21 protein-coding genes are annotated in these 22,900 nt (G+C 71.1%); 8 read left to right on the plus strand and 13 right to left on the minus strand.

Annotation, left to right across the window (positions count from 1 at the left end; translation table 11 throughout):
* The first annotated feature begins 4 nt into the window (after positions 1-4).
* Both OHA88_RS09490 and OHA88_RS09495 read left to right on the plus strand, forming a co-directional pair.
* Positions 5-2,905 (plus strand): glycoside hydrolase domain-containing protein, encoded by a 2,901-nt coding sequence (locus OHA88_RS09490; protein ID WP_328625098.1) that lies wholly within the window; start codon positions 5-7, stop codon positions 2,903-2,905.
* 227 nt (positions 2,906-3,132) lie between these two features.
* Positions 3,133-3,705: a sigma-70 family RNA polymerase sigma factor gene (locus tag OHA88_RS09495; RefSeq protein WP_328625099.1), complete on the plus strand. Its 573-nt coding sequence runs from the start codon at positions 3,133-3,135 to the stop codon at positions 3,703-3,705.
* On the opposite strand, the gene OHA88_RS09500 is transcribed toward OHA88_RS09495, so the two are convergent.
* Complete coding sequence (locus OHA88_RS09500; RefSeq protein ID WP_326606996.1) at positions 3,636-3,836, minus strand: zf-HC2 domain-containing protein; 201 nt, start codon at positions 3,834-3,836, stop codon at positions 3,636-3,638. The genes OHA88_RS09495 and OHA88_RS09500 overlap by 70 nt on opposite strands.
* 129 nt (positions 3,837-3,965) lie before the next feature.
* On the opposite strand from OHA88_RS09500, the gene OHA88_RS09505 reads away from it, so the two are divergent.
* On the plus strand, positions 3,966-4,499 hold the full coding sequence (locus OHA88_RS09505; RefSeq protein ID WP_267008420.1) for a hypothetical protein: 534 nt from the start codon (positions 3,966-3,968) through the stop codon (positions 4,497-4,499).
* A gap of 37 nt (positions 4,500-4,536) precedes the next feature.
* Here OHA88_RS09505 and OHA88_RS09510 read toward each other — a convergent pair whose 3' ends face one another.
* The 4 genes from OHA88_RS09510 to OHA88_RS09525 all read right to left on the minus strand — a co-directional run bounded on the left by OHA88_RS09510 (position 4,537) and on the right by OHA88_RS09525 (position 8,513).
* On the minus strand, positions 4,537-5,766 hold the full coding sequence (locus tag OHA88_RS09510; protein WP_328625100.1) for a sensor histidine kinase: 1,230 nt from the start codon (positions 5,764-5,766) through the stop codon (positions 4,537-4,539).
* Positions 5,767-5,827: 61 nt separating this feature from the next.
* Positions 5,828-7,309, minus strand: a complete 1,482-nt coding sequence (locus OHA88_RS09515) for a sodium/solute symporter (protein ID WP_328625101.1) — start codon at positions 7,307-7,309, stop codon at positions 5,828-5,830.
* Entirely contained in the window at positions 7,306-7,668 is a 363-nt protein-coding gene (locus OHA88_RS09520; RefSeq protein WP_052189755.1) for a hypothetical protein, read from the minus strand. The genes OHA88_RS09515 and OHA88_RS09520 overlap by 4 nt, the downstream gene beginning before the upstream one ends.
* A 62-nt stretch (positions 7,669-7,730) precedes the next feature.
* Positions 7,731-8,513 carry a LytR/AlgR family response regulator transcription factor gene (locus OHA88_RS09525; RefSeq protein ID WP_328625102.1) on the minus strand — a complete coding sequence of 261 codons (783 nt, stop codon included), beginning with the start codon at positions 8,511-8,513 and terminating at the stop codon, positions 7,731-7,733.
* Between the two features lie 36 nt (positions 8,514-8,549).
* On the opposite strand from OHA88_RS09525, the gene OHA88_RS09530 reads away from it, so the two are divergent.
* Positions 8,550-9,245, plus strand: a complete 696-nt coding sequence (locus OHA88_RS09530; protein ID WP_328625103.1) for a zf-HC2 domain-containing protein — start codon at positions 8,550-8,552, stop codon at positions 9,243-9,245.
* A gap of 26 nt (positions 9,246-9,271) precedes the next feature.
* On the opposite strand, the gene OHA88_RS09535 is transcribed toward OHA88_RS09530, so the two are convergent.
* From OHA88_RS09535 to OHA88_RS09560, 6 genes are all read right to left on the minus strand, one after another.
* On the minus strand, positions 9,272-10,132 hold the full coding sequence (locus OHA88_RS09535) for an Fpg/Nei family DNA glycosylase (protein WP_328625104.1): 861 nt from the start codon (positions 10,130-10,132) through the stop codon (positions 9,272-9,274).
* Positions 10,133-10,166: 34 nt separating this feature from the next.
* The gene (locus tag OHA88_RS09540) at positions 10,167-11,024 is read right to left on the minus strand and encodes an amidohydrolase family protein (protein ID WP_328625105.1); all 858 of its coding nucleotides are present in this window, start codon (positions 11,022-11,024) and stop codon (positions 10,167-10,169) included.
* A gap of 1 nt (position 11,025) precedes the next feature.
* Positions 11,026-11,337, minus strand: a complete 312-nt coding sequence (locus OHA88_RS09545) for an L-rhamnose mutarotase (protein WP_328625106.1) — start codon at positions 11,335-11,337, stop codon at positions 11,026-11,028.
* Positions 11,338-11,339: 2 nt separating this feature from the next.
* On the minus strand, positions 11,340-12,338 hold the full coding sequence (locus OHA88_RS09550; protein ID WP_328625107.1) for an aldo/keto reductase: 999 nt from the start codon (positions 12,336-12,338) through the stop codon (positions 11,340-11,342).
* 120 nt (positions 12,339-12,458) lie between these two features.
* Entirely contained in the window at positions 12,459-13,883 is a 1,425-nt protein-coding gene (locus OHA88_RS09555; RefSeq protein ID WP_328625108.1) for a wax ester/triacylglycerol synthase family O-acyltransferase, read from the minus strand.
* A gap of 166 nt (positions 13,884-14,049) precedes the next feature.
* Entirely contained in the window at positions 14,050-16,116 is a 2,067-nt protein-coding gene (locus OHA88_RS09560) for a SpoIIE family protein phosphatase (RefSeq protein ID WP_328625109.1), read from the minus strand.
* Between the two features lie 364 nt (positions 16,117-16,480).
* Here OHA88_RS09560 and OHA88_RS09565 point away from each other — a divergent pair, with 364 nt between their 5' ends.
* From OHA88_RS09565 to OHA88_RS09580, 4 genes are all read left to right on the plus strand, one after another.
* Positions 16,481-16,984 carry a Crp/Fnr family transcriptional regulator gene (locus OHA88_RS09565; RefSeq protein WP_328625110.1) on the plus strand — a complete coding sequence of 168 codons (504 nt, stop codon included), beginning with the start codon at positions 16,481-16,483 and terminating at the stop codon, positions 16,982-16,984.
* A 151-nt stretch (positions 16,985-17,135) separates the two neighbouring features.
* On the plus strand, positions 17,136-18,104 hold the full coding sequence (locus tag OHA88_RS09570) for a YndJ family protein (protein WP_328625111.1): 969 nt from the start codon (positions 17,136-17,138) through the stop codon (positions 18,102-18,104).
* On the plus strand, positions 18,101-18,610 hold the full coding sequence (locus OHA88_RS09575) for a DUF1990 family protein (protein ID WP_328625112.1): 510 nt from the start codon (positions 18,101-18,103) through the stop codon (positions 18,608-18,610). Before OHA88_RS09570 ends, OHA88_RS09575 begins: the two co-directional genes overlap by 4 nt.
* Positions 18,611-18,648: 38 nt before the next feature.
* A complete protein-coding gene (locus OHA88_RS09580; RefSeq protein WP_328625113.1) occupies positions 18,649-20,085 on the plus strand; it encodes a lipase maturation factor family protein in 1,437 nt (478 codons plus the stop codon).
* Here OHA88_RS09580 and OHA88_RS09585 read toward each other — a convergent pair.
* Together OHA88_RS09585 and OHA88_RS09590 are read right to left on the minus strand one after the other, a co-directional pair.
* Positions 20,063-22,423, minus strand: coding sequence for an alpha-L-fucosidase (locus tag OHA88_RS09585; RefSeq protein WP_328625114.1), 2,361 nt, complete (start codon positions 22,421-22,423; stop codon positions 20,063-20,065). The two genes, OHA88_RS09580 and OHA88_RS09585, sit on opposite strands and share 23 nt — an antisense overlap.
* Before the next feature lie 242 nt (positions 22,424-22,665).
* A complete protein-coding gene (locus tag OHA88_RS09590; protein ID WP_267008405.1) occupies positions 22,666-22,839 on the minus strand; it encodes a hypothetical protein in 174 nt (57 codons plus the stop codon).
* Positions 22,840-22,900 lie beyond the last annotated feature (61 nt).

Below are 22,900 nucleotides of genomic sequence, written 5' to 3' on the forward strand. Positions count from 1 at the left end.
GGACATGGGTGAGCAGGGCCATCCCGAGCTGGAGTGCGGGCTCGGATCATGGGACAGCGACATGTACGGCAACCACCGGATCCTGGTACGCGCACCCTCGGGCGGCCCGGTGTTCGGGGCCGAACTGCCATGGCGTCGCCGGGATCCGGACCCCGCGGCGGTGGACGTCATCGTGCTCGCGCCGTCCGGTCGGCGGGTACGGAACACGGTACCGATCGAGGTGACGGCCGGGCACGGCCGGATCGCCTTCGAGCCGGTGGAGGGCGAGGGCGACTACGCCGTGCACTACCTGCCGTACGCGCATACCGGCCGGCCGTACTATCCGCAGGCCGCTTACCGGCAGCCGACACCGACCGCCGACCCCGGCTGGGTGCATCGGTGCGGGCTGAACCGGCCGGAGCGGGTCTGGGCGACGCTGCCTCGCGCGAAGGCGTTCCGGTACGAGGCCGTGAGCACCGTCGACTCCTTCGCGCCGATGGGATTCGCGGCCACCGCCGACGAGTGCGCGACGCTGACCGCGGCCCACCCGGACGAGCCGTTCCTGCTGTTCGGCGAGGACCGCGACCGTCCGCTGGGCCGGTACGACGGGCTGCCCGCCCGCTGGGCGTGCGCCGTGCCGTTCGCGCCGTTCTCGGGTTCGGCGGCGCGGGGCGAGTTCTATGTGCTGCAGACCGGGGTGTACGCGGTGCGGGCGCTGGGGGAGGTCCGTACCGAGGTCCGCGGGCTCCCCTTCCCGGTCCGGTCGCTGACCGCCGGCGGCATCGACGCACGCGGACTGCCGTTCGAGAATCGGATCGGCATCGGCGCGGGGCGCGTACACGTGCTCTGGTTCGGCCTGGACGTCCCCGAGGACACGGAGCCCGGTACGTACGAGGGCGAGGTCGCCGTACGCGCCGACGGCACCGGCGAGCGGGTACTGCCGCTGCGGATCACCGTGGGGCCGCGGACCGTCACCGACCACGGCGCAGGGGATCCGGCACGGCTGGCCCGGCTGCGCTGGCTGGACTCGACGCTCGGCCAGGACGACGAGGTCGTCCCGCCGTTCACCCCGGTGAAGGTGGCCGGAAGCCGGCTGGAGATCCTCGGCCGGGCGGTCGAGATCGGCCCCGACGGGCTGCCGCAGCGGCTCACCTCTTCGTTCACCTCGGCGGTGACCGGCACGGACGGGCCGGAGCGCGATCTGCTGGCCGGGCCGGTGACACTCACGGTCGACCGCCCGCTCGACCGGGTTCCGCTGACGCTGGACCGTACCGGACCGGCTCGGGTGCGCTGGTCGACCGAAGCCACCGGTCCCGGACTCCGCCTCGTCACCGAGGGTGAGTTGGAGGCCGACGGTTTCCTTGTCGTACGGACCACCGTCGAGGCCGTCGACGACCTCACCCTCGACGTACGGCTCGATGTGCCGGTCGTTGCCGAGATCGCCCGGTACGCGATGGGGCTCGGACTGCCGGGGCAGGTCTGCCCGGAGACGTACGACTGGAAGTGGGACACCCCCACGCGCAATCAGGACTCCCTCTGGCTCGGTTCCCCCTCGGCCGGCATCCAGGTGTCGCTGCGCGACGAGCACTATGCGCGGCCGCTGAACACCAACTACTACCGCGAGAAGCCTCTCGTCGCGCCGCGTTCCTGGGCGGGGGACGGGCACGGCGGCATCCGGCTGCGCACCGCGGACGGAGTGCGGACGGTGACCGCGTACAGCGGCCCGCTGAGGATCGCCGCCGGGGAGCGCCGCTGCTTCGAACTGCGCCTCCTGCTCACGCCGTTCAAGCCGATCCGGGTACGACGCCAACTCTCCGAGCGCTACTTCCACGCATACGCCTCCCCGGCCGAGGTCGCCGCCTACGGCGCGAACGTCGTCAACCTCCACCACGCCACCCCGCCCAACCCGTACCTGAACGACCCGCTGCTCGCCGCCGATGTGCTCCAGGAGTACACCGCCGAGGCGCACCGGCTGGGCATCCGCGTCAAGGTGTACGACACGGTGCGCGAACTTACCCGGTACAACCCGGAGTTGCCCGTCCTGGCATCCCTCGGAAGCGAAGTGCTGGCGCCGGGGCCCGGCGGTGGACACGCCTGGCTGCACGAGCATCTGGGCACGGACTACGTCCCCGGCTGGGTGGCACCCGATGTCGCCGATGTGGCCGTCGTGACCTCGGGCGACTCGCGGTGGCACAACTCCTATGTGTGCGGCATCGACCGGCTGCGCCGCCGGATCGGGGTCGACGGCCTCTATCTCGACGATGTGGCGTACGACCGGACCACCATGAAGCGCGTACGCAAGACCCTGGCCCGCTCCGGCGACACGGCGCCCCTGATCGATCTGCACTCCTGCAACCAGTACCGGGAGCCGGACGGCTTCGCGTCCAGCGCCAATCTGTACGCGGAACTGATGCCGTACACCGACCGGCTCTGGCTGGGCGAGCTGTTCGACTACGAGGGGACCGATCCCGCGTACTGGCTGGTGGAGTTGTCAGGCATCCCGTTCGGGCTGATGGGCGAGATGCTGGAGGGCGGCGGCAACCCGTGGCGGGGCCTGGTCTTCGGGATGACGGCGCGCGCCCCGATGACCGATGTGCGTCCGATGTGGCGAGCCTTCGACGAACTACGTCTGCCCGACGCCGAGTTCACCGGCTGGTGGGCGGACGAACCCTCCGTGGCCACGGGCCGGGACGATGTCCTCGCCTCCACCTGGGAGGGACCCGGTGGGACGGTGACCGCGGTCGCGTCATGGGCGGCGGAACCGGTGGGGTGTGTCCTGACTGACGCCGACGGCCCGGTGGCGGCGTATGCGCCCGCGATCGAGGGATTCCAGCCGGAACGCTCCTTCGCGGCGGGTGAGCGGGTGCCGGTGGCGCCGGGACGCGGCTGGCTGCTGTCCGTACGGCCGGCTCCGGTGCCCCGCTGACCGGCCCGTCCTCGGCCGCGGCGGCCGAGGACGGGCCGGGGGTCTGCCGAAGAAGGCCCTGAGCCCGCTCGGCGTGCGCCCGACCGTTCACCGCACCATTCGCCGCTCTGTGCGACCGCTCGTCGCACGCCTCGGTGCATCTGCTGTTCGTCTCGGCGCGAATGCGTTCGTATACGGCGCAGGCAGCGGCGCGGCGGCAGGGGCCTCCGCGGGAAAGGGCGTGCACGATGACCACGACGACGACCGATGAGCAGGCCCTGGCGAAGTTGCAGCGCGAACACGGCCCCGCGCTCCTGCACTTCCTGCTCGGTCTGACCTTCGGCGACCGGCAGCGGGCCGAGGACCTCCTCCAGGAGACGCTGGTACGGGCCTGGCAGCACCCGGAGGCGTTCGACGGTCCGTACGACTCGATGAGGCCCTGGCTCTTCACCGTCGCCCGGCGCCTCGCGATCGACGCGCGCAGGTCCCGGCAGGCCCGGCCGGCCGAGGTCGGCGACATCGCGCTGGAGAGCGCCCCGGACCGGGAGGACACCACGGAGTCCACCGTCGCCGCGCTCGATGTGCGCGAGGCGGTGCGCACGCTCAGCCCCGAGCACCGGGCGGTGCTGGTGCAGATATATTTCCGCGGGCTGAGCGTGGGCGAGACGGCGCAGGTGCTCGGCATACCGGCGGGCACGGTCAAGTCCCGCTCGTACTACGCGCTGCGCCTGCTCTCCCGTAATCTGCCCGGCTACTCCCCGAGCAGGTCCTCCTCGCTGACCAGGCCGAGCAGGGCCGCGGCCTCCGCGACCTCCACATAGTCGGCGGCGCAGCCGTCGCACTCCCGCAGATGGTGGCAGACGCGGCGGGTCTCCCCGGGCGTGAGCGCGTCGAGAACATAGGCGCCGAGCAGCTGCCGCACATGCGGGCCCTCCCCGGGATCGGCGGTCATCGCAACCTCATGTCTGTTCTGTGACGGATCCGGTCCGACGGATCCTGTCCTTCTGGCCACGCGGGGCGCGCTCCCCCGGTTCAATGCTGCGTGTAGCCCGGTGCCGAGAAGAGAAAGAGGCGAGACGGGATGCGTCCGGAACGTACGGATGGAACCAGTGGGGGCGGGCTGCTGGTCCCGATGGCCTGGATGTACGCCGAGTACATCGCCGATGAACTGCTGCGGACCGGCGATCTGATGGAGCCGTCGACGCTGGAGTACCGCGCGGGGCGCGATGCGCTCGCCCTGACCATCTTTCTCTCCGACGGAGGCGTGGCCGATGCCCTGCCCGCGACCAGGATGGACGAGCTGCGGCTGCTGACCGCGTACGGGACGGCCTGGCGCATGTGGGTCTGCGAGCGGCTCGACGCACTGGCGGCGGCTCCGGCGCCGGACGGTGAGCGGGACGGACCGGACCCCGATCTGGCGCTGGCCCGCGTCGCGTGGCGGTGGCTGGAGGAGACCGAGCTGCTCGCGGCCGACCTCGATGCGATCGGTCCGGCGCCGTGGGAGCCGGTCGATCTCGAGGAGGATCTGGAGTGGCCGCAGGACACGGCCCAGGTGTGGACGCCGGCCTGGCAGCTGGGGCTGCCGCTGGGACATCTGGCGATCCACCTGTACTGACCGCTGCCCGCCCGGCGGGTGCCGCCCGTGGCGGCGGTCATGAACCGTGCACCCCGGCGCGGTACTTCGGCAGCCGCACCGTGATCTTCATTCCTGCGCCGATCCCCGTCTCGATGACGAGCCCGTAGTCGTCGCCGTACACCTGGCGCAGCCGCTCGTCGACGTTGAGCAGGCCGATCCCGGTGGAGGTACCGCCCTCGCCGCGCAGGATCTGCCGGAGTCGTTCGGGATCCATGCCGGTGCCGTCGTCCTCGATGACGACTACCGCCTCGGAGCCCGCGTCCAGGGCGCTGATGGTGATGCGGATCGGGCTCTCCCCTGCTCGCGCGGAGTTGAGATCTCGGGGAAGGGTGACGGCGCCTTCGAGGCCGTGCTTGACCGCGTTCTCGACGAGCGGCTGGAGACAGAGGAACGGCAGGGCGACGGGCAGCACTTCGGGGGCGACCTGGAGTCTGACCGAGAGCCGCTTGCCGAAGCGGGCCCGCACGAGCGCCAGATACTGATCGATGGAGTGCAACTCGTCGGCGAGGGTGGTGAAGTCGCCGTGGCTGCGGAACGAGTAGCGCGTGAAGTCGGCGAACTCCAGCAGCAGCTCGCGGGCCTGCTCGGGGTCGGTTCGGACGAACGACGCGATGGCAGCGAGCGAGTTGAAGATGAAGTGCGGGGATATCTGGGCGCGCAGGACCCTGATCTCGGCCTCGATGAGCTGGGTCCGGGACCGGTCGAGTTCGGCGAGTTCCAGCTGTACGCAGACCCAGCGGGCGACCTCTCCGGCCGCCCTCGCCAGCACCGCGGACTCGCGCGGGGCGTAGGCGATCAGGGTGCCGAGGACCCGGTGGTCGACGGTCAGCGGTACGGCGACGGCCCAGCGCAGGGGGCAGTCGAGGTCGTCGCAGTCGCTGTGGAAGGCGGTGTCCCTGCCGCTGGCGAGGAGGCCCCGCACCTGGTCCATGACGTGCTTGCCGTGGTGGTCGCCCTCGCCGTCCCAGACGAGCACCCGGTCCCGGTCGGTGAGGCATAGTGCGTCGGTGCCGAGCAGGGAGCGCAGTCTGCGGGCGGACCTGCGGGCGCTCTCCTCGGTGAGTCCGGCGCGCAGCGGGGGCGCGGCGAGCGAAGCGGTGTGCAGGGTCTCGAAGGTGGCGTGCTCGACGGGGGTGCCGACGTCGCTGGTGCGTACGGGGCGGGCGGTACGGCGGCCGAGCAGAAAGCCGCCGCCGACCAGCAGGAGTACGAGCAGGACGAGTACGGCGTATCCGGCCCCGGTCATGGCTGTCCCCCCGTCCTCGCGGCCCCCGGCGCACCGCGTCCCTCAGCCATCGCGGCCCCGGTCATCGGTGTCTGCCGGGCATCAGCGCTTCCGGCAGGTGGAAACGCGTCATCGCGGCGTTCGTCCCGGGCGGTATGCGGCCGGGCGTGGCCAGCGACACCAGAACCATCGCGAGGAATCCGACCGGCACCGACCAGACGGCGGGCCAGGCGAGCAGCGTGTGCGGCCATCCCGGCGGACGCACCGCACCACTGACGGTGATGGCGACGGACAGGAACGCCGAGCCGCCACCGAGCAGCAGTCCGGCGATCGCGCCGGGCGGGGTGAGCCGCCGCCACCAGATGCCGAGGACCAGCAGTGGGCAGAACGACGACGCCGATACGGCGAACGCCATCCCCACCGAATCCGCCACCGGCACCCGGCTGACCATCAGCGAGCCGGCCAGCGGGACACACATGGCGAGCACGGTGGCCAGCCGGAAGTGCCGCACCCCGCGCGACGGCAGGACGTCCTGGGTGATGACTCCGGCGACGGCCATGGTGAGTCCGGAGGCGGTCGACAGGAACGCGGCGAACGCGCCGCCCGCGATGAGCGCGCCGAGCAGATCCCCGCCGAGGCCGCCGATGACCCGCTCGGGCAGCAGCAGCACAGCCGCGTCCGCGTCCCCGCCGTGGATCAGCTCGGGGGCGTACACCCTGCCGAGCGCTCCGTAGACGGGCGGCAGCAGATAGAACACGCCGATGAGGGCGAGCACGACGACGGTGGTGCGGCGGGCGTCACGGCCGTTGGGGCTGGTGTAGAAGCGGACGACGACGTGCGGCAGCCCCATGGTGCCCAGGAACGTCGCGATGATCAGCCCGTACGTGGCGTACAGCGGATGGTCGGCGCGGAAGACGGACAGCTGCTCGTCGAAGGTGCCCCGGGGATGCCCGCTGCCGTGCCAGGCCAGCACCAGGAAGATCGCGGGGACCAGGAGCGCGGTCAGCTTCAGCCAGTACTGGAAGACCTGCACGAAGGTGATGGACCGCATGCCGCCCGCGGCGACGGCTGTCACGACGACCGACGCGACGAGCACATCGCCGAGCCAGCCGGGCGCCCCGGTCAGGATTTTCAGGGTGAGCCCGGCGCCCTGGAGCTGCGGTACGAGATAGAGCCAGCCCGCCCCGACGACGAGGACGCTCACCAGCCTTCGCACCTGCCGCGATTCGAGCCTTCCCTCGGCGAAGTCGGGCAGGGTGTACGCCCCGGAGCGGCGCAGCGGCGCGGCGACGAACACCAGCAGCAGCAGATAGCCGGCGGTGTAGCCGACCGGGTACCAGAGCATGTCGGGGCCGTGCACGAGCACCAGGCCCGCGATGCCGAGGAAGGAGGCGGCGGAGAGGTATTCGCCGCTGATCGCGGCGGCGTTGAGCCGGGGTCGGACGGTGCGGGAGGCGACGTAGAAGTCCGAGGTGGTGCGGGAGATGCGCAGCCCGAAACCGCCGACGAGGAGGGTGGTGAGAACGACGGCGGCCACGGCCACCACCGCGTACGTCCGGCTCACTGTGCGGGGCGGCCTTCCACGAGCCGCGCGAAGTCGCGCTCGTTGCGCTCGGCCCGCCGCACGTACCACCAGGCGATCAGGGTCAGCGGCGGATAGGCGGCGAAGCCGAGGACCGCCCATACGACGGCGGCGCTGTGCAGGGCCTCGAAGACCAGCGGGAGCGTTCCGACAACCACGGCGAGGACGCTGAAGGCGGTGAGTCCGGCGCGCAGCTGACTGCGCATCAGTGAACGGACGTAGGCGCCACCGAGAGCGGTCTGCTCGTCGATCTCCGACTGGGTGCGGTAGCGCGGCAGCGGGCGCACCCGCCGGGGCTCCCCCGTCACCACTTCACGCCGGGGCGTCGACTCTGCGGACATGGGCCCGGAGTGTACGCAGCCGGGGGCGCTCTGGGAAGGGTTCGAACCCGGGTAGGCCCTGGTCAGCGGCCGGTCCGCCGCATCAGCAGGTCGCGCAGCGCGCGGGTGTGGCGTCGGCTCACGGCAAGCTCCGCGGTGCCGATGCGGACGCTCATGGTGCCCGCGTCGAGCCGCAGTTCGTCGATGCGGGCGAGGGAGACGAGATGGCGGCGGTGGATGCGTACGAAGCCGCGCGAACGCCAGCGCTCCTCAAGGGTGGTGAGGGGAATACGGACGAGGTGGCTGCCGGTGGCGGTGTACAGCCGCGCGTAGTCGCCCTGGGCTTCGGCGTATGCGATGTCGTCGACCGGGACGAACCGGATGACTCCGCCGAGTTCGACGGGTATCTGGTCGGCCGCGGTGTCGTGGACGGACGCGGAGTGGACAGGCGTGGAGTGCATGGGTGCGGAGCGGTCGCCGAGCTGTTCCGCGACGCGGCGCACGGCTTCGGAGAGCCGTTCGCGGCGCACGGGCTTGAGGACGTAGTCGACGGCTTTGAGGTCGAACGCGTGGACGGCAAAGCCTTCGTGGGCGGTGACGAAGACGATGAGCGGGGGCGCGGCGAACCCGGCCAGCAACTGGGCGACATCGAGTCCGGTGAGGCCCGCCATGTGGATGTCGAGGAAGACGACATCGATGGCGGACGGGTCGTCAGGTCCCGCGTCGACGGCGCTGCCGATCCGGCGCAGTGCCTCGGTGGCCCCGGTGGCGCCCTCGGCGCTGCGGATGCGCGGATCGGCGCGAAGGAGGTAGAGCAGCTCCTCCAGGGCGGGTGCTTCGTCGTCGACGGCCAGTACGCGCAGCATGAGGCCGGAGTGTAGAGCGTGTCCGGTGGAGTTGGCTTGAGTGATTCGCGGGCCGGGTCCGTACCAGACGGCATGCGCACCCCGGAACCTCATCGCAATGTCGGCGCCTATGCACTGGGCGTGCTCGGCGCTGCCGATGCCTTCCGCTTCGAGGAGCATCTGGCCCAGTGTCCCCTGTGCGAGATCAGGGCGGCGGAGTTCGGCGCGGTGACCGAGGTGCTCGCGGAGCATGCGCGGCGGACGCCGCCGGGGGTGGATCCGGTGGTTCGGGCGGGCCCGGAGTTGATGCGGCGTGCGGTGGGTGCGGTGGTGGCCGCGCGGCGCAGGAGCCGCAGGCGACGGCTGGCGCTGGTGGCGGCGGCGGTGGTCCTCGCGGTGGGCGGGCCGCTCGTGGTGGTCGGTGGATCGGACGGGCCGCCGGGGCAGGCGCAGGTGCAGCGGTGGGCGGCGGCCGACCGGTCCACGGGGATGGCTGCCGTGGTGACGACCGGGGCGAAGGAGTGGGGCACGGATGTCGGCCTGGAGGTGTCGCGCGCGCCGTTGGCGGGGGTGTGCGCACTGGTCGCGGTGGGGCGGGACGGCAACGAGGAGACGGTCACCACCTGGTCGGTGGCCGACCCGGACGAGAAGCCGCTGTCGATGCAGGGCGGGGCTGCGTTGCACCCGGCCGCCATCGACCGTTTCGAGATCCGTGCGGCGGACGGACGGCGGCTGCTGCAACTGACCCGCTGAGGGCCGGCGGTGAGCACGGCGGTGCGCTATTTGAGCAGCTTCGAGAGCCGGCGGTCGGCGAGCGGTTTGCCGCCCGTCTGGCAGGTCGGGCAGTACTGCAGTGACGAGTCGCTGAACGAGACCTCCCGGATGGTGTCCCCGCAGACCGGGCAGGGTTCGCCGGTGCGGCCGTGGACGCGGAGCCCGCTCTTCTTCTCCGCCTTCAGCTTTCCGGCCGCCACGCCGCTGGAGCGTGCCACAGCGTCGTGGAGCGTGGTGCGCAGCGCGGCGTGCAGCCGGGTGGTCTCGTCGTCGGTGAGGCTCGCGGCCAGTTTGAACGGTGACATCTTCGCGGCGTGCAGGATCTCGTCGCTGTAGGCGTTGCCGATGCCCGCGATCAGCGATTGGTCGCGCAGAGCTCCCTTGATCCGACGGCGTTCCCCGGCGAGCAGCGCGGCGAACGCGTCACGGTCGAAGGCGTCGTCGAGCGGATCGGGCCCCAGGCGGACGATGCCGGGCACCTCGGCCGGGTCGCGCACCAGATACACGGCGAGGCGTTTGGTGGTGCCCGCCTCGGTGAGGTCGAAGCCGTCGCCACCGGTGAGTACGGTGCGCAGCGCCAGGGGTCCCTTGCCGGGGCGCGGCGGGGTGGCGGGGAAGCTGTCCTTCCAGTGCAGCCAGCCGGCCCGGGCGAGATGGGCGACCAGGTGCAGCGGGCCGACGCCGATGTCCAGGAACTTGCCGTGCCGCGCGACGCCGGTGACGGTGAGGCCTTCCAGGGCGGTGAGCGGTGGGTCGTAGGTCTTGAGCACGCTGACGGCGAGCGGCAGGACGCGGGCGATCTCCTTGCCGACCAGGTTTTCGTCGAGGAAGACCCGCAGGGCCTCGACCTCCGGTAGTTCGGGCATGGTTCCCAGGGTGCCGCACCCGACGGGCCCGTGCCTATCGAAGTCCGTACACCCGCTCGGCGGTGGTCGCGAAGACCGCCGTCCGCTCGTCCTCGGAAAGGTCTTCGGTGAGGGTGCGGGCCGCGTCGACGACTTCCGCGTAACTCGCCGCGAGCCGGCAGACCGGCCAGTCGGAGCCGAACATCAGCCGGTCGGGCCCGAACGCGTCGAGAACGGTGTCGGCGTACGGGCGGAGGTCGTCGACCGTCCAGGAGCGCAGGTCGGCCTCGGTGACCAGGCCGGAGAGTTTGCAGACGGTGTTGGGGTGGTCGGCCAGGGCCTTGAGGTCGGCCGCCCAGGGGTGCAGGCTCCGGGTGGCGATGGGCGGCTTGCCGGCATGGTCGAGTACGAAGGTGAGTTCGGGCAGCAGGGCGGCGGCCGAGACGGTGGCGGGCAGCTGATGGGACTGGACCACCAGGTCGTAGACGAGTCCGGCGGCGGCCACGGCGGACAGCCCGCGGCGGACGTCGGGGCGCAGCAGCCACTCGGGGTCGGGTTCGCCCTGGACCTGGTGGCGGATGGCGACGAGCCGGTCGCCGCCGGGGAGTTCACGCAGCGCGGCAAGCGTGTCGGCGATGTCGGGCGCGGTGAGGTCGGTCCAGCCGACGACGCCCGCGACGAGGTCGTTGCCGTCGGCGAGGGCGAGGAACTCGGGGCTCTCCTCGGGGACGGTGACGGTCTGGACGAGGACGGTGGCGTACACCCCGGCGGCGCGGGCCTCGGGCTCCAGGTCGGCGAGGGTGAACGTGCGGGCGAGCGGGGCCAGTTCGTCCCCGGTGATCCACTCCTGGTCGCGTACCGCCAGGTCCCATACGTGGTGGTGGGCGTCGACGATCCGTTCCCGGCCGGTCATGTCACAGCTCCCAGGCGACGGGGAGACCGGCTGCGGCGCCGTCCGACGAGTAGTCGTGCGCGACATCGAGGAGCTCGTCCATCCGGGCCTGCCAGGCGACGTTGACGGGCAGCTGCTCGAGTTCCGCGAGGAGCCGGACGTAGTCCGCGCACTCGATGACGTGGAAGAGGTCGGTGCCGCTGCGCCAGATCGTCCACGAGGTGGCGCCCGCCGCCCGGATCGCGGTGGTGAGTTCCGCGGGGACTTCACGGTGCGCTGCCTCGTACTCCTCGATGCGGTCGGCGCGGACCTTGGTGTGCAGGGCGATCCTCATGATCAGCGTCCGTCCTCGTCGAGCGGGTCCTCGGTGAGCAGGCCCTCGGCGCGCAGGTCGTCCCAGACGGCGTCCGGGATCTCGCGGGAGAGCAGGTCGGCGGCGTCGTGCATCTCGTCCGGCGAGCGGGTGCCGACGAGCACCGAGGCGACGGCCGGGTGAGCGAGCGGGTAGTGCAGCGCGGCGGCGCGCAGCGGTACGCCGTGCGCCTCGGTGACGGCTTTGATGCGCAGGGCCCGGTCGAGCAAGGTGATCGGGGCGGCAGCGTAGTCGTAGGTCGCGCCGGGGCGCGGGTCGGCGAGCAGCCCGGAGTTGAAGACCCCGCCGATGACGACGGAGCGGCCGCGGGCGGCTGCTTCGGGCAGCAGCTCGGCCAGCGCGGACTGGTCGAGGAGGGTGTAGCGACCGGCGCAGAGCACGGCGTCGACGTCGGTGTCGCGCAGGAAGCGGGTGAGCATTGCGGTCTGGTTCATGCCCGCGCCGATGGCGCCGACAACACCTTCCGCGCGCAGCTTCTCCAGGGCCGGATAGGCCGTGCCGAAGGCTGCCTCGGCGTGGTCGTCCGGGTCGTGCAGATAGGCGATGTCGATCCGGTCGAGGCCGAGCCGTTCGAGGCTGTCCTCGATGCTGCGTCGTACACCGTCGGCGCTGAAGTCCCAGCGGCGTCGGTGGGTGGCCCTTACGGCGAATCCTTCGGAGAGACCGTCGTCCGGGGCCGGCGCGCCGGCCGGCAGGGGGTCGAGCACCCGTCCGACCTTGGTGGACACCACATACGTGTCGCGGGGCCGGTGGCGCAGGGCCTCGCCGAGCCTGCGTTCGGAGAGGCCGAGCCCGTAGTGCGGTGCCGTGTCGAAGTAGCGGACGCCCTCGTCCCAGGCGGCGTCCACGGCGGCGGCGGCCTGCGCGGGATCGACCTCGTGGAAGAGATTGCCGATGCCGGCCGCCCCGAAGGACAGCTCGGTCACCTCGACCGCACTGCTTCCCACCCTGTTTCGCCGCATGCCGTTGCCGCCCTCCCCGATGATCGCTGTTTCTGCACAACGAATATTCATCGGATCACTTGGGCACGTCAACTCCCCGAACGCCACCACGTGCCGCTTGTGCGAGGAAATTTGTCCGACCTATAGATGGACGCCTTCCGACAGCCGGGCGCCCTGGTCCGCCGGCATCAGGGCGAGCAGCTCGCGCAGCTCGTCCTCGGCGCAGCGGGCCAGCCGCTCCAGGTCCGGGACCGCTTTGCCGTCGGCAACCAGACCGATGTGCACCCGGCCGCTGTACGTGGACAGGGCGACAGCCAGGGACTGGCCGCGGGCCAGCGGCGCCATCGGATAGACGGCCTGCAGCGGGCAACCGCCGAGCGAGAGCGCCGAGCGCGGCAGCGGCACACTGGTGACCAGCACGTCGAAGAGCATCCGGGCCGCGCTGCCCGCCAGCGGGGCACCGAAGCGATGCGCCAGCGAAGGCAGTTGATCGGCGAGTACGGCGACCGCACCCGCGCCCCGCAGCGGTCCGGCGGCCTTGTTGCGGTCCATGGCCGTACGGACGGCGCGCAGCCGGTTCCACGGGTCGGCCTCGGAGACGGGGAGGCCCAGCAGATAGGCGGAGAGCCGGTTCCCGGTGGCGGCGGTGGCACCGGGCCTGCGCCGGGAGACGGGGACGAGGGCGCGCGGGTCGGCGTCGGGCAGCTGGTCGCCGCGCTCCAGCATCCAGCGGCGGAGCGCCCCGGCGACGACCCCGAGCAGGACGTCATTGGTGGTGCCGCCCACGATCCGGCGGATCCGGCGGACGGCCTCGGCGTCCAGGTCGGTGGTGGCCAGGCGCCGGGTGCCGCTGGAGGTCGCGGTGAGTGCGGGGGCGCCGCGCAGATCGAGGCGGCTGGCCCGCACGACGGAAGCGCCGACACCGAACGCCCGGCCGAGATCCTCGATCCGGCCCAGCGCGAAGCCGGCCACCTGGCGTGGCCCGGGCATCCAGGAGCGGGGCGGGACCGGGCGTGCCAGGCGGGTGCTCGAACCACCGCGGGAGCGGGCCCCGACGGAGGCGATCTCGTCGAAGATCCCGGCACCGATGGCGACCGCGCGCATTCCGTCGGCGAGCGCGTGATGCAGTTTCACGAGCACGGCGAAGGGGCCGTCGTCGGCGCCGCTGATGACGTACATCTGCCAGGGCGGCAGCCCGCGTTCGAGGGGCTGCTCCATCAGCTCACCGGCGAGCCGGGTGGCCCCTGCCATGAACCCGCCGCCCGCCGGGTCCACCTCGCTCCGGGGCAGCCGCACCCGCTTGACGTGCCGGTACACGTCGAACTCCTTGTCGACGGACCAGGCGGCGCCGCCGACCGGCAGCAGGACGTCCCGTACGCGCATCCGCAGCCGGGGGATCGCGGCCGCGCGGGTGCCGAGCAGCTGAAGGACCGCCCCCGCGTCGACACCTGGCGCGGAGACAGGGGGCGGCGAGAAGACGGCGAGCGCGCCGAGGTGCATCGGGTGCGCATCGGTTTCGAGGTGCCAGAAGGCCAGATCGAGAGGTGCCAGTAGCTCAGTGCCCAACGGATCCTCATGTCATCGAAGACAAAGATTGCCGGAGTCAACGACTGCCGCAGTCGCAGTCAATCCCCCTCGATCGGTTACGGTCAAGTACAGACATGTTACGTTCTGTTACTGTCCGGTAGTGTCCCCCGCTCCCTCCACCGGCCCAGCCCCTCCGCCCGACCCGTCATTCGCGCTCCGGAATGATGAATTCGCACCAGACGCACTTGCCGGTGCCGCGGGACTCCACACCCCAGGTGTCAGCCAGCCGGTCCACCAGCATCAGGCCCCGTCCGGACACCCCGGTCTCGCCCGCGTCCCGGCGTCGCGGCAGGGCGCTCGACCGGTCCTCGACATCGACCCGCAGCCGCCGCCCGGACCCGGTGAGCACCCGAACGGTGACGATCGCCCCGCCGTCCGTGTGCATCAGCGCATTGGTGATCAGCTCGTCGGCGGCCAGCTCGACCTCGTCCGCCCGTTCCTTCGCGCCCCAGGCGCGTACCGCGGCCCGGATCATGTGCCGGGACGAGCTCAGCGCCTCCGGGTCGTTCTGGGCCACGTTCTGCTGGAGCCGACCGCCCGGCTGGGGCGCGTGCGCGGCCTTGCGGCGCAGCAGCAGCAGCGCCACATCGTCCTCGCCGCCGCACTCCTCGACCTCCTCGCAGAGCTGGTCGGCCAGTTGCTGGAGGTCCTGCGGACCGTTGCGGATCATGGCGGCCAGCAACTGCATCCCCTCGTCGAGATCGGCGCCGGGCACCTCCACCAGGCCGTCGGTGTACAGCACCATCGTCTGACCCGGGTCCAGCTCCATGGTGCTGACCGGGTACTCGAGCCCTCCGAACTCGGCCGAAAGCCCCAGCGGCAGCCCGCCCTCGACGGGCATCCTGCGACAACTCCCGTCGGCGTCCCGGACCAGCGGATCGATATGACCGGCCCGGACCAGCTGTATGACTCCGGTGGTCAGGTCGAGCTCGGCGTACGTGCAGGTCGCGAAGCGGTCGGTGTCGAGTTCGTGGAGGAACGCGGAGGCCCGCGCCATGACCGTGGCCGGGCTGTGCCCCTCCGCCGCATACGCACGGAGCACGATGCGCAGCTGTCCCATGACGGCCGCCGCGTGCGTGTCGTGGCCCTGTACGTCGCCGATGACTGCGCCGACGCGGCCGCCGGGAAGCGGAATGACGTCGTACCAGTCGCCGCCGATGTCCTGCCCCTGCCGGGCCGAGCGGTACCGGACGGCGATCTGCGCGCCCGGTACCTCGGGGATCCGGCGGGGCAGCATGGCCTGCTGGAGGCCCTCGGCGAGGTCGTGCTCCTGCTCGTACAGCATGGCCCGCTGGAGGCTCTGGGCGATGGAGCTGCCGAGTGCGACCAGCAGATTGCGTTCGTCGCCCTCGAAGCCGTCCTTGTCGCTGTAGAGGAGTCCGAGTGCACCGATGGGCCGGGCCTGGGCGATCAGCGGCAGATAGGCGGCGGAGGTGATGCCGAGACCGCTGATGCGCGGCCACAGGATCGGGTACGAGGCGGCGAAGTCCTCGGCGGACACGATGAATCGAGGCCTGAGCGTACGGATCACTTCGCTCATCGGGTACGGCTCGTCCGTACGGGTGAAACGGGTACCCGGCACGAAGGACCCCGCGGGACCGTCCGCGACGAGATGGATGCGCCCGGCTTCGAGGAGCCCCACGACGAGGCTGGTCGCACCGAGGTGGGCCAGGCCCTGCGAGTTCTTCAGCACCTCGATGACGTCCTGGACGGTACGGGCATGGGCCAGGGCGGCCGTCGTGGTCTCGACCAGGCTGGTGCGGCGGTGCCGCTCCTCGTCCAGCTCCCGGCGGGCGGTGGAGTCGGCCAGTTCCTCGGTGGCGTCCCGGACAATGCCGATGATGCGATGGGGGCGGCCGGCCTCGTCGCGACGGATGAAGCCCTGGGTGTGGGTCCAGCGCAGCGTGCCGTCGCGCCGGAGTATGCGGAAGTACGCCCCGTAGTTGACCTGCCCGCGTTTGAGGGCCTCGGACACCATGGCATCGAGTCGTGCGGCCTCGTCGGTCGGTACCCGAGGACCGAGGCACTCCGGCCGGCCGTCGTATTCGTCGGCGCGCAGGTCGAACACGTCGAGCGCGGGCCGGTCCATATGCATGAGGCCGCTGTCGAGGTCCCAGTCGAAGCTGCCCATACGGTTCAGGGCGAGGCTGAGATCCGGGTGGGCGGGCCAGTCGTCCGGGAGTGACAGGGCACCCGCAACCCGATCATCCATGCGGGTCACTCTGCCATCAATTGTCCGATTCCTCGAATGATCCCGATCGCCGGACGCCAGAGGGCCCGGACACCGCTGTCATGGTCGGCCGCCCACCGCACCGTCGAAAGTTTCAATCATGCACCTGACAATGCATACGCCAAGATGGTCCAGACCTTCCGTCAATGGGCCTGGACCAGCGACAGGCGAGGTCGCCGAGCGGGCCGCTCGGCGCGGGAGGCTGCACGAGCAGGGCGCGGCACTGCCCGCGCCGCGCCCGAGCGGCGGCACGGAAGAGCGCATATCGTTCACTAGAGGTGGTGCGCCGGTGCGGCTGCAGTCCGCGCGCACAGCACCCCGGAATCCGTGGCGGACGGAGGACGGAATGTCAACGGCCAAGAATCTGCTGGACGCGCTCCCGCCCGAAGGGCGCGCGCGACTGCTCGAACAGGCGGCCCGCGAGGTGTCATTGCCCGTCGGCACCCGGATCTTCGAAGAGGGCCGAAAGGCCGACCGCTTCTGGATCATCCGATCCGGCCAGGTCGAACTCGACTTTCATGTGCCCGGCGGTCGTGCCGCGGTGATCGAAACGCTGGGCCGGGACGAACTGCTGGGCTGGTCCTGGCTGTTCCCGCCACGCATTTGGCATCTCGGCGCCGTCGCGATCTACCCGGTGGACGCCGTGGAGTTCGATGCCGCGGCCGTCTGCGCACTGTGCGACGAAGACGCCGAGTTGGGCCGCGCGCTGTACAAGTACGTCGCCGAGACCGTGGCGGCACGGCTGCGCGGGACCCGGACCCGGCTGCTCGCCCTGTACGGTCCACAGTCCGGCAACCGGGCGGGTACAGCCCATGAAGCGGACATCGGCCAGGACCTCGCGGACATCTGACCCGCCGCGCACGGTTGCACGCCACCCGTCCTTCCTCCACCCCCTGTCGGAGCGGCACACATCCCCGGCACCACTCCTTGAACACGTTCAAGAAAGGCTCTAGAGTCGGCACCGGCAACTACTTGAACACGTTCAAGACGGGGGATGTGCGGTGTCCGTACTGGTCGACCTGATCGTGATGCTGGGCATGCTGGTCGTCGTACCGGCCGGGCTGCGGCTGACCGGGGCACCCGAGCTCGACCGGATCCGCCGGCTGTGGCCGCTCTTCGCCGTCCCCGGCGCCGTCGCCCTCTGGCTGCCGCGCGGCGGACCCGCCACGATCCTCGCCGGCTGCTACGCGCTCGGGGCCGTACTCCTCGCCCTGCATGCGCCGCCCCGTCTGCTCCGCAAGGTCCGGGCTTCCGCCGCTCACCGCACCGCCGAGATCGCGCTGTTCACCGCCCTGGTCGCCCCGTCGGTCGCCGCCACCGCGCTGGTCGCCGAACGCTCCGGGCATGCCCTCTTCGGCTTCGGGCTCGGAATCCTCGCGCTGACCGTGCCGCACTTCCACTTCGCCGGGTTCGCCGCCGCACTGATCGCCGGACTCGTCTGCCGGGTCGCGGACGGCCCGGCCGGCCGGTTCGCCGCGTCGAGCGTGCCGCTGGGCACCCTGCTCGTGCTGATCGGCTACTTCATCGGCGACTGGGCCGAGCTGGCCGGGGCAGTCGTGCTGACGGCCGGGATGTGGACCGTCGCCCTGTTGACCTGGCGCACGATCCGCGGCAGCAGCCGGGACCGGACCACCCACATGCTGTTCGCCGTCTCGTCCGCCGTGCTCGTGGCGACCATGGTGCTCGCGCTGAGCTGGGCGCTCGGCGAGGCGACCGGGCTGCCCCACCCCACGTTGACCTGGATGGCCGCGACCCACGGTCTCGGCAACGCACTGGGCTTCGCGCTCTGCTCGGTGCTCGCCTGGCGAAGGCTCCAGGACCGTCCCGAACAGGCCCCACCCGAGCAGGCCCCACCCGACCGCCCTCGCACCGGGCGGCCCCCTGCCGACCCGGCGCTCACCACCTCGGTCCGCACCGACCCGCCCCTCGCCGGCCTCGCCCTCACCGGCCTCAAGGACAGGACGTCATGAGCACCCTCACCTATCCCGAGGTCGGCGCCACCCGGCTCGGCCCGCTCCCCGACGGGTACCACCATCTCCACCACCGGGTCGCGGTGGGCCGCGGCCGCGCCGACTTCGAGACTGCGGGCGCCGCCATCACCGACTGGCGCATGCATCGCACGTCGGGCGCCCGGGTTCGGGCTTCGGCAGCACGTGCCGAGGCCGGGGCCACCGTGCGGGTATCGATCGGGGTCGGCCCGTTCCGGTTCACCGCGCCGTGCGAGGTGGTCTGGACCGCGTACGAGAAGGAGCGCATCGGCTTCGCCTACGGCACACGTCCGCACCACCCCGAGTGCGGTGAGGAGTGCTTCGTGGTGGACCTGGCGAACGACGGCACCGTGTGGTTCACCGTGCTGGCGTTCTCCCGTCCGGTCGGTTGGTACACCCGGCTCGCCGGGCCGCTCGTGCCGGTGGCCCAGCGAATGTACGCGCGCCGGCTCGGCACCGCACTGCGCCGGATCGTATCGGCGAGCTGAACCGGCTCAGTCGCTCCGCAGCGCCGATACTGGACGTGATGGAGTGGTTCACCGCAGATGGCTACTGGCTCAGCCGGCTGATCTTCCAGCGGGCTCTCGCCGGCATCTATCTGGTCGCCTTTCTCGCCGCCGCGCTCCAGTTCCGGGCGCTGATCGGCGAGCGCGGCATGCTCCCGGTGCCGGAGTTCCTGCGGCGTACGGACTGGCGGGACGCCCCCGGTCTCTTCCGCCTCCATTACTCCGACCGCTTCTTCGCTGCCGTCTGCTGGACGGGCTGCGCCGTCGCGGTCGCGCTGATCGCGGGGGTGGACTCGTACGTGCCGCTGTGGGCCGCGATGCTGCTGTGGCTGCTGCCCTGGGCGCTGTATCTGTCGATCGTCCAGGTCGGCCAGGTCTGGTACAGCTTCGGCTGGGAGTCGCTGCTCCTGGAGACCGGCTTCCTCGCCGTCTTTCTCGGCAACGCCGGTACGGCTCCGCCGGTCCTGGTGCTGTGGCTGCTGCGCTGGGTGCTGTTCCGGGTCGAGTTCGGCGCCGGACTGATCAAGATCCGGGGCGACGAGTGCTGGCGCAGGCTGACCTGTCTGGACTTCCACCATGAGACCCAGCCGATGCCGGGCCCGCTGAGCTGGTTCTTCCACCGGCTGCCGAAGCCGCTCCACCGGGTCGAGGTGGCGGCCAACCATGTCACCCAGCTCCTGGTCCCGGTGCTGCTGTTCGCCCCGCAGCCGGTGTCGAGCGCGGCCGCCGGGCTGATGATCGCCACCCAGCTGTGGCTGGTGCTGTCCGGGAACTTCGCCTGGCTGAACTGGGTGACCATCACCCTCGCCCTGTCCGCCGTCGACTGGTCCCTGGTGGCCACGCCACCCGCACAGTCCGCCCCGCCGCTCTGGTACGAGGTGGTGGTCATCGCCGTCACCGCGCTGGTCGTCGTGCTCAGTTACCGTCCGGCGCGCAACCTGATCTCCCGTCGCCAGGTGATGAACCGCTCCTTCGACCCGCTGCATCTCGTCAATACGTACGGTGCGTTCGGCAGCATCAGCCGGGTCCGCCTGGAGATCGTGGTCGAGGGCACCGACGAGCAGCTGCTCCACCCGGGCACGGCCTGGCAGGAGTACGGCTTCCACGGCAAACCGGGTGATCCGCGCCGACTGCCGCGCCAGTTCGCCCCGTACCATCTGCGGCTCGACTGGCTGATGTGGTTCGCGGCGCTGTCCCCCGCGTACGCACAGTCCTGGTTCGGCCCGTTCGTGGAGCGGCTGCTGGAGAACGACCGGGACACGCTGCGGCTGCTGCGCCACAACCCGTTCCCCGACGTCCCGCCCACCCACATTCGCGCCAGGGTGTACCACTACCGGTACACGACCTGGCGCGAACTGCGGGCCACCGGACGCTGGTGGCACCGCACCTATGTGCGGGACTTCATCCGGCCCGTCTCGCTCGGTCCCTCGTTCCTCAGCCCGACCAGGCGACCTTGAAGACCCAGGCGTGCTTCCCGGTCCTCCGGGCGCCCGCCGGTACGTCGATCACCAGCGAGCCGCCCGTGGTGCGCCAGTGGAGCGGCCGGTCGTACCCGAGCAGGGTGACCCGGTCGCCGCTGCGGATCGGCACCGGGGCCTCGACGGTGAGGGTGGCGCCGGGCTGCGCCAGCGAGTGGATGTAGAAGGCCTTGTCCGGCCGGACGGTGAACCGCAGGTCCTCGCCGAGCTGCGGCATCCGTGACCAGTACGTGGTCCCGTGGATGGCTTCGCCGTTGGTCTTGAGCCACTCCCCCGTCTCGCGCAGCCGGCGCTGCATGATCTCGGGGATCGTGCCGTCGGCCTTCGGTCCGATGTCGAGCAGGAAATTGCCGTTCTTGGAGACGATGTCGACGAGCGAGTGCACGACCTCCTCGGTGGTCATGTACTTCTCGTCGGGTGTCTGGGCGTTGTAGCCGTACGAGAACGGGTCGAGGCCCCGACTGGATTCCCATTTCGCCGTGACGATCTGGTCGTACGTCGTGTATTCGGGCGTCGTGAAGTCGTATGTCCCGATCCCGGAGCGGTTGTTGACGGTGACATCGATGGGCCGGGCCCGGTTCTTGGCGTGGTTGAAGTACTCGGACAGCACCCGGTGGCTGTCGTTGTCGCCGCCGATGTCGCACCAGAGGATCTCGGGGTCGTACCCGTGGACCAGCTCCAGCATCTGCGGGCCCTGGAACTCGGTGACGTAGTCCTTGCCCGCCGTGTATCCGGTGTACGGGACGGGCTCCAGGGTGTACGGGTTGCGCGGGGCGTGGCCCATCCAGGGGTGGTCGGGGTTGAACCACTCGGGCATCGAGAAGTACAGCCCTCGGTGCAGTTCCGGGGTGTAGCGGCGCGAGGCGTCGAAGAGCTCCTTGACCAGGTCGCGCCCCGGCCCCATCTTCACCGCGTTGCGGTCGGAGAGCTTGGTGTCCCAGAGCGCGAAGCCCTCATGATGCTTGGAGGTGAGGACGTGGTACTGCGCGCCCGCGTCCCGGAACAGCTCCACCCAGGACCGGGGGTCGAAACGCTCGGCACGGAACTGCGGGATGAAGTCGTCGTAGTTGAAGGACTCGCCGTACGTGTCGCGGTGGTGGGCGTACGTCGGGTTGTTGGGGTCCTGCATCTGGTTCCAGTACCACTCGGCGTACTGCGTACCCACCGGAGCCCAGGCGGGTACCGAGTAGACCCCCCAGTGGATGAAGATGCCGAACTTCGCCTCCTGGAACCAGTACGGCGCCTGGTGGGTGGAGAGGGAGGTGTCGGTGGGCCGGTAGTCGGGGACGCCGAGGGTGAGCGAGCGGCGGACGGTGGCCGCCTGCTGTCCGCGGCCGCGCGCGACAACGTTGCCGTCCTGGGCGGTGCCGGGTGCGGTGCCCGGCCTGCTGCGGATGCCGATCCGGACGCGAGCCTGGTCGCCGGGGGCGAGCCGGGTGATCCGGGCGGGTTCGACGGTACGGGCTCCGGGGACGTCCACGGAGAGGCTGAGGCCGTCGGCGGCGAGGACGGCGACGGTGCCCGCGTTGACGACGGTGGCCTCGACGCTCTGCGCGCCGGAGTCCAGCAGCGAGGTGGTGGAGTGCGCGTCGCGCAGGGACAGTGCCCGCCCCTCGGCGGCCGGCTGGAGCGAGAGCGCGAAGATGTGCAGGGACGAGCTGTTGGCCTCGGCGGGCCGGGTGGTGGGCAGGGTCAGCGCGACGGCTTCCCGGCTCGGGTCGAGCGCGATCTCGGTGACGGCGATGGAGACCTGGTGCGCGTCCTTGTCACCGTCGGGGCGGTAGCGGTACGGAGCGGTGAGCGCACCGCTGCCGGAATACCAGTCGGGGCCGCCGAGGGCGGGGGTCGATGTGGTGCCGTCCGCGTAGTGGACGGTGGCCTGGCCGGAGGCGGCTCCGTAGCTGCATGCGGTGAGGAAGAGCCCGGAGAGGTAGCGGCCGGGCGGCAGATCGATGCGCTGGCCGAGGGCGACGATGTTGTTCTCGGCTCCGGCGCCGGAGGCCGGGAAGAGGAACGTGGTGCCGTCGATCTCTGTTTCTCCGGCGGGGAGCTCCTCACCGGGGAAGGTGTAGCCGGAGCCGTCGAAGTTGCCGCCACGGGCCTCGGCGGTATCGATGCCGTCGTTGTCGAACCAGCTGTCCAGGGGCACGGGGACGGCGGCGGGGACAGTGCCCCAGTCGCTGCCGTGGGCGTCCGGCCCCGGGAGTGCGGCTCCGGTTCGCGGGGCCGCATCGGCGGTGGCGGGGCTGAGCAGGGCGGCGCCGACTGCCGCCCCTGCCGTCATTCCGAGTACATGGCGTCTGGGAAGTTCGGTCATGACGTCCGATGATTGGAGCGTGGCGGAGACCTGTCAATGAAATTTTCCAGACAGAACGAAACTTCTTCCCCGCAACCATCGGATGACTGGATGCATTTGCGGTCAGGACGTGCGGTCCGCCGACCCTGCCGAACTGCTGGACCACATGCCGAAGCCCCGGCTCTCCATGGTGGCGGAGGGCCGGGGCTTCCGAGCTGACGGACCGGGGCGAGTGATCGGGCCGCGCGGGTCGGGCCGGAGGATCAGTCGATGCCCTGCAGGATGTGCGGCTCGGCGAGATCGTCCTCGTAGCCGGCCAGCCGGATCGGTGCGGATCTGGCCCAGACTTCGATGTTCCGGAGCTTCTCGGGCCGCTTGGCCTGCTCTCCGTGTCGCTCCGCCGGTCGCTTCTCGTGCTTCGTCAGTTCTGGTGTCACCGCGCACTCCTTTGTGTCACGTCACCCCGGGCGGCGCCGAGCCTCCGGCCTCAGTAACCGG

Source organism: Streptomyces sp. NBC_00353, assembly GCF_036108815.1.
Classification (GTDB): domain Bacteria; phylum Actinomycetota; class Actinomycetes; order Streptomycetales; family Streptomycetaceae; genus Streptomyces.